The 6,228-nt window shown below is 68.4% G+C and carries 7 protein-coding genes; all 7 read right to left on the reverse strand.

What is annotated here, in order from left to right:
* Positions 1–1,040 (reverse strand): class I tRNA ligase family protein (locus AC1VTH_RS05775; RefSeq protein WP_481335198.1); only part of this gene is annotated, 1,040 nt, incomplete at its 3' end.
* Positions 1,041–1,212: 172 nt separating this feature from the next.
* A complete protein-coding gene (locus tag AC1VTH_RS05780) occupies positions 1,213–2,640 on the reverse strand; it encodes a sensor histidine kinase (protein ID WP_481335199.1) in 1,428 nt (475 codons plus the stop codon).
* Positions 2,641–2,642: 2 nt separating this feature from the next.
* On the reverse strand, positions 2,643–3,326 hold the full coding sequence (locus AC1VTH_RS05785) for a response regulator transcription factor (RefSeq protein ID WP_481335201.1): 684 nt from the start codon (positions 3,324–3,326) through the stop codon (positions 2,643–2,645).
* Positions 3,327–3,363: 37 nt separating this feature from the next.
* Entirely contained in the window at positions 3,364–4,050 is a 687-nt protein-coding gene (locus tag AC1VTH_RS05790; RefSeq protein WP_293826462.1) for a phosphate signaling complex PhoU family protein, read from the reverse strand.
* The gene (gene pstB, locus AC1VTH_RS05795) at positions 4,050–4,844 is read right to left on the reverse strand and encodes a phosphate ABC transporter ATP-binding protein PstB (RefSeq protein WP_293674039.1); all 795 of its coding nucleotides are present in this window, start codon (positions 4,842–4,844) and stop codon (positions 4,050–4,052) included. The genes AC1VTH_RS05790 and pstB overlap by 1 nt, the downstream gene beginning before the upstream one ends.
* A 5-nt stretch (positions 4,845–4,849) precedes the next feature.
* The gene (locus AC1VTH_RS05800) at positions 4,850–5,692 is read right to left on the reverse strand and encodes a phosphate ABC transporter ATP-binding protein (RefSeq protein WP_481335202.1); all 843 of its coding nucleotides are present in this window, start codon (positions 5,690–5,692) and stop codon (positions 4,850–4,852) included.
* Positions 5,689–6,228: PstA family ABC transporter permease (locus AC1VTH_RS05805; RefSeq protein ID WP_481335204.1), on the reverse strand; the 540-nt coding region annotated here is incomplete at its 5' end. The genes AC1VTH_RS05805 and AC1VTH_RS05800, both read right to left, overlap by 4 nt.

Raw genomic sequence — 6,228 nt, forward strand, 5'->3', positions numbered from 1 at the left:
GGCCAGCACCACACGGTGAGGCCCTCGGTGCCCTCGAGGTCGGGCGCGGCCACGCCCCAGTCGATGTTGCCGGTGATGCGGAACGGCAGCAGGCACTTGCCGGTGCGGAAGCGCACGTGCGCACCCTCGAGCACCTCGCGCGCCTCGTCGCGAGCCTCCCAGTTGGCGAACTCGACCGAGAAGGACGCCTGGTTGCCCTGCGCCTCGTGCACGGTGTGCTTAGGCAGCTTCTCGGCCACGGCGTCGAAGTCTGCGCGCAGTTCGTTCTTGATGTAGATGACCGGCGCCACGAGGCTCTCGCGCACCGTCTTGGTCACGATGGAGCGCACCTGCGGGTCGGCGTCCCACTCGTCCATGAGCGCATCGAGCGCGTCGCGGAAGGCGGGCAGGTCAAAGTACCAGTTGTCGCACGGGCGCAGCTCGGGCTTGGTGCCAGTGAGCTGCGACACGGGGTTGATGAGCTCCTCGGGGTCGAACTGGTGACCCAGGTCGCACTCGTCTGCATAGGCCTTCTCGGACTTGCAGCCGCGCACGGGGCAGCGGCCAATGACCTGGCGGCCGTTGAGGAACGTCTTGGCCTCGGTGTCATAGAACTGCAGCGTGGAGCGCTTCTTGAGGACGCCCGCCTCGTACAGGCGGCGGATCCACTCGTCGGAGAGCTTGGCATGGAAGGGCGCGGCCGGCTCCAGGCCCGAGCCGGAGAAGATGTCGAGAGAGATCTCGTAGGCGTCGAGCGCCGCCTTCTGGTTGTCGTGGTGGCCACGCACGTAGTCAGTGATGGTGCCGGTAAACTCGCCGGCCTCGGTGAGTTTGCGGTAGCCCTCCATGATGGGCGAGCCATAGCAGTCCGTTCCCGAGACGAACAGGACGTTCTCCTCGCCGATGCGGTCGCGCAGGAAGCGGGCGAAGAAGTCCGCCGGAACGAACACGCCGCCAATGTGGCCAAAGTGCAGGTCCTTGTTGCCGTAGGGCATGCCGGCCGTGACGACGGCGCGCGCCGGGAAGCTGGGACGCGAGGAAGCGGAAGCGTCAGTTGCCATGTGAGCCTCTCTGTTGAGCTAGATAACCTGTTTATTCTAGCGCAGCCACGCAGGCCGAGAAGCGCGCGGCAGTACCCGGACGCGTCCGAGAGGCACGGGCACGCCCTCGCGCTAGAGGCGGGTTGCAGACGCGGCGGGCGCCGGGGCGGCCGAGAAGCGCACGGCAGGTGCCCTACTCCCCCAGGGTCGAGACGAGCGACTCGGCCGGGAAGCGCACGCAGATGGTGGTGCCGCGCCCCTCCTCAGAGTCGAGAGTGAGCTCTGCGCCGTGCAGCATCGCGGCGTGCTTCACGATGGCCAGGCCCAGGCCCGTGCCGCCGGTGCCCCGCGAGCGGCTCGCGTCGACGCGGTAGAAGCGCTCGAACACCTTACCCTGCTGGGCCGCCGGGATGCCGCGGCCGGAGTCTGCCACCACGACCACGGGCCGGCCGTCCTCGATGCGCGCCGAGACGTCGACGAAGCCGCCCTCGCGGTTGTACCGGATCGCGTTGTCGCACAGGTTGTAGACGAGCTCGTCGAGCAGGTGCGGCATGCCACGCACCACGCAGCTCTCCCCCATCGCGGTAATCTCCACGCCCGCGGCCTCGGCGGCGGGCGCGAGGCGGCGCGCCACCTCGCTCACCGTGCGGCCCAAATCGACCGGCTCGACCGAGCCCAGCAGGCTCTGGTCGCCGCTTCGCTCGGACTCGTCGAGCTTAGAGAGGGTGAGGATGTCGTTCACGAGCTCGGTCATGTGGTGGGCCTCGTCGTAGATGCGCCCGGCGAACTCGGGCACGTCCTCGGGACGGGCGATGCCGTCGCGGATGAGCTCGGCCGCGCCCTGGATCGAGGAGAGCGGCGTCTTGAGCTCGTGGGTCACGTTGGAGGTGAACTCGCGGCGCATGAGGTCGGACCCGCGCAGCTCCTCCACCTGGTCGGAGATGCGCTCGATGAGCGGCTCGAGCTCGACGTAGCTCGAGTGCGGCTCGGGGTCTGCCGGGTCGATTGCGTCGATGGGCGCCACGAGGCGGTCTGCCACGAGGCGCGAGGCCGCCCAGCACAGCAGCACCACGGCCGCGACCACGGTGCAGACGAGCAGCATGTCATGCTTGATGGCCGTCATGGCGCCGTCGCGGTCGACGGCGAGGCGCACGACGTTTCCGTTGGAGAGGCGCACAGCGCGATAGATCGACACGTATCCGCTCGTCTCGGAGTCGCGCTCGGCCGCGCCCGCGCCGGTCTGCAGGGCCTGGGCGATCTCGGGGCGATCGGCGTGGTTGGGCATCTCGGCCACGTTGTTCTGGTTGTCATAGAGCACGTTGCCGTCTGAGGACACGAGCGTCACGCGCACGTCCTGCGAGGCAAACGAGGTGAGGCGCATGACGTCCGCGTCGCTGCCCGACAGCGCCGAGCGCACGATGCGGCACTCGCTCTCGAGCATCTTGCCGGCGTCGTCGACGCTTGCGCTCTGGTAGATGAGCGAGGAGCACACAAGCACGGCCACCGCGGCGATGGCGGAGAGCACCGCCAGGGCCACGAAGAAGCGCCGGGCAAGCGAGGGCGGCCGGCGCGCGCGGGCGTCCTTGGTGGGGGTGGTGTCCGTCGTGGCCATATCGCTCATGGCTAGCCTCTCAGTCTGTAGCCGACGCCCCTCACCGTCTCGATGAGGTCGGCATGCTCGCCCAGCTTCTGTCGCAGCGTCTGGACGTGGACGTCGACCGTGCGGCTACCGCCGTCGAAGTCCCAGCCCCACACGCGCTGCAGCAGCGTCTCGCGGTTGAAGACGACCCCCGGAGACCTCATAAGGAAGGATAGCAGCTCGAACTCGCGCACGGTGAGGCTCATGGGTTCGCCCGCGCACGAGACCTCGTGGCGCGAGTCGGACAGGCGCAGCGGCCCCACCTCGACCACGTCGGAGGCCGCGGGCGCGTCCGCGGGCCCCTGCTGCGAGCGGCGCAGCAGGGCCCTCACGCGACTCACCATCTCCATCATGCCAAAGGGCTTGGCGAGGTAGTCGTCGGCGCCGCCGTCGAGGGCGGTCACCGTGTCGAGCTCGGAGTCGCGGGCCGTGAGCATCATCACGGGCACGTGCGCGAGGCCGGGCGTCTGGCGGATGCGGTGCAGGATGGACAGGCCGTCCGTGTCGGGGAGCATGATGTCGAGCAGCACCGCGTCGGGCACGCGCTCGGCGCAGGCGCGGCGAAAGGCCGCGTCGTCCGCCAGGCCCTTGGCCTCGATGCCGGCCTGCGCCAGCGCATAGACCACAAGCTCACGAATGTTCTTCTCGTCCTCGACGTAGTAGATCACAGGGGCGCCCCCCATCCCGTTGGCCTCCACCTCGGGACTACGCCTCCTCGGAGCCGGACGGCGCATCCCCATAGGAAAGGATACGCTCGCCGCTCACGCGGAAGAACGTCCAATCGGCGACGCGCTGCGCCTTGTCGCCGATGCGCTCGAAGTACTTGGCCACCATGAGCAGCTCGGGCAGGCTCGCCGCGGTGCCCTGACCGCCTTTGATGAGGTCGACGACCTCCTGCTCGCAGGCCGTGTAGAGGCGGTCGAGCTCGTCGTCGGCGTCGATGACGGCGCGGGCCTGGACGGTGTCGGAGCCCACGAAGGCCGCCACCGCGCCCTCGACCATCGCGGCGGCGCGGTCGGCCATGGCCTGGAAGTTGCCGCCCAGCTCGGTGGGGGCGTCGGCGGGCATCTCGGAGTAGATGAACGCGACGTCGCGGGTCATCGAGTCAATCTGGGCGAGGTCGGAGACGATGCGGAACGTCGCCGAGACGAAGCGCAGGTCCTCGCCCACGAGGGGCTGCTGGAGCAGCATCGTGTCGAGGCAGATGCCCTCAATCTGGGTGCGCAGACGCTCGGCGGCCTTGCGGCCCTCGATGATGCCGGCGTCGGCACCGGCGTCGCCCGTGGCGGCGAGGCCCGCCGCGCGGACGTCTGCCGCGGACTTCTCGCCAAAGCGCATGATCAGCGCCTCCATGTCCTTGAGCTGCTTGAGAAACTCGGTGCGGGTAGCCATTAGCTGAACCTTCCTGAGAGGTATTCCTGCGTGCGGGTCTGCTGGGGGTTCGAGAACAGGTCGCGGGTGCGGCCGGCCTCGACGAGCTCTCCCAGGTAGAAGAAGGCGGTCTTGTCGGCCACGCGGGTGGCCTGCTGCATGTTGTGCGTCACGACGACCACCGTGTGCTGCTTGGCGAGCTTGAGCATGAGCTCCTCGACCACGAGGGTCGAGATGGGGTCGAGGGCGCTCGTGGGCTCGTCCATGAGCAGCACGTCGGGACTCGTGGCAAGCGCTCGGGCGATGCACAGGCGCTGCTGCTGGCCGCCCGACAGCCCCAGGCCGCTGTGGTCGAGCTTGTCCTTGACCTCGTCCCAGAGAGCCGCCTCGGTAAGGCAGCGCTCCACGAGCTCGTCGGCCTCGGCGCGGCCCAGCTTGCGCATGCGCGACGGGCCGTAGAGCACGTTGTCGCGGATGCTCATCGGGAACGGGTTGGGGTGCTGGAAGACCATGCCCACGTGCACGCGCAGGGCGTTCGCGTCCATCTCGAAGACGTCGCGACCGCAGAACTCGACGGTGCCGTTGGTGTGCACGCCCTCGACGAAGTCGCACATGCGGTTGAACGTGCGCAGAAGCGTCGACTTGCCGCAGCCCGACGGGCCGATGAATGCGCAGCAGCGCTTCTCGGGAATCTCGAGGGAGATGCCCTTGAGGGCCTGGAAATCCCCGTACCAGAGGTTGAAGTCGCGCACGCTGATGGCGCTCGCGACGCCCTCGATCTCGCGGCCGGTCCTCGTTTCGAACTCCTTAGCCATCCGTATCAGCCAAACCTTCCGCTCAGGTAGTCGGCGAGACGCTGGTCCCTAGGCGCCATGAAGACCTGCTTCGTGGGGCCGCACTCGACCATGTCTCCCATGTAGAAGAACGCCGTGCGGTCTGAGACGCGCGTGGCCTGCTCCATGTTGTGCGTCACGATCGCCACGCAGATGCCCGCGTCGGCGATGGCGCGAATCGTTTGCTCGACCGTGAAGGTCGAGATGGGGTCGAGCGCCGAGCACGGCTCGTCGAACAGCACCACGTCGGGCTGCATCGCCAGGGTGCGCGCGATGCACAGGCGCTGCTGCTGGCCGCCGGAAAGGCCCAGGCCGCTGCGGTCGAGCTTGTCCTTGACCTCGTCCCACAGGGCCGCCTGACGCAGGCTCCTCTCGACCAGCTCGTCTGCGGCCTCCCTGCTCGCGATGCGACCATGGCGGCGCGGGGCGAAGAGAATGTTCTCGCGAATCGACTTGCGAAAGGGCGTGGGCTGCTGGAACACCATGCCGATGGAGCAACGCAGCTCGTAGAGGTTCTCCTGGCGCGTGTTGACGTCGCGGCCGTGGTAGTAGATGCGGCCGCCCACGTCGCAGCGGGCGATCTCGCGGTTCATGAGGTTGAGGCAGCGCAGGAAGGTCGACTTGCCACAGCCCGACGGGCCGATGAGGGCCGTGACGGTGCCGGCATCGAAGGCGAGACTCGTGGGGTGCAGGGCCTCGTGGGTGTGGTCGTAGCGCACCGTGACGTCCTGCGTGGCGAGCAGGTGCTCGTCGGAACTGGGGGCGCAGGCGGCGGCCGCCTGGGCAGCGATGATCCTGTCGGCCAGCTCCTCGTTTACGGTCTGGGTCATTCGCTCGTCAGCCTCCTCGAGAGCGCCTTGCCGGCCACGCGGGCAAGCACGTTGAACAGCAACACGCAGATGATGAGCACCGCGGCGGTGCCCCAGACGATCTCGTCGTTGCCGGGGGTGGGCTCCATCTTGAGCTTCCAGATGTGTACGGCGAGCGTCTCGGCGGGGCGGAAGATGTTCCATGGGCTGCGCGGGCTCGTGATGGCGGCGGCGAAGTTGATGCGCGCGGCGGCCGAGCCCGAGGTGAAGATCAGGGCGGCAGCCTCGCCGAACACGCGGCCGGCCGAGATGACCACGCCGGTCATGATCGCGGGCATGGCGGCCGGGAGCAGCACGTTGACGGTGGTCTCCCAGCGGGTGAGGCCCATGGCCAGGGCGGCGTCGCGCTGCGACTGGGGAACGTCGGCCAGCGCCTGCTGGATGACACGCACCAGGATGGGGATGTTGAACATCGTGAGGGCGAGGGCGCCGGCGATGATCGAGATGCCCCAGCCCAGCACCACGACGAAGAACAGGCTGCCGAACATGCCCACGAC

The sequence above is a fragment of the Parolsenella sp. genome (assembly GCF_982402205.1).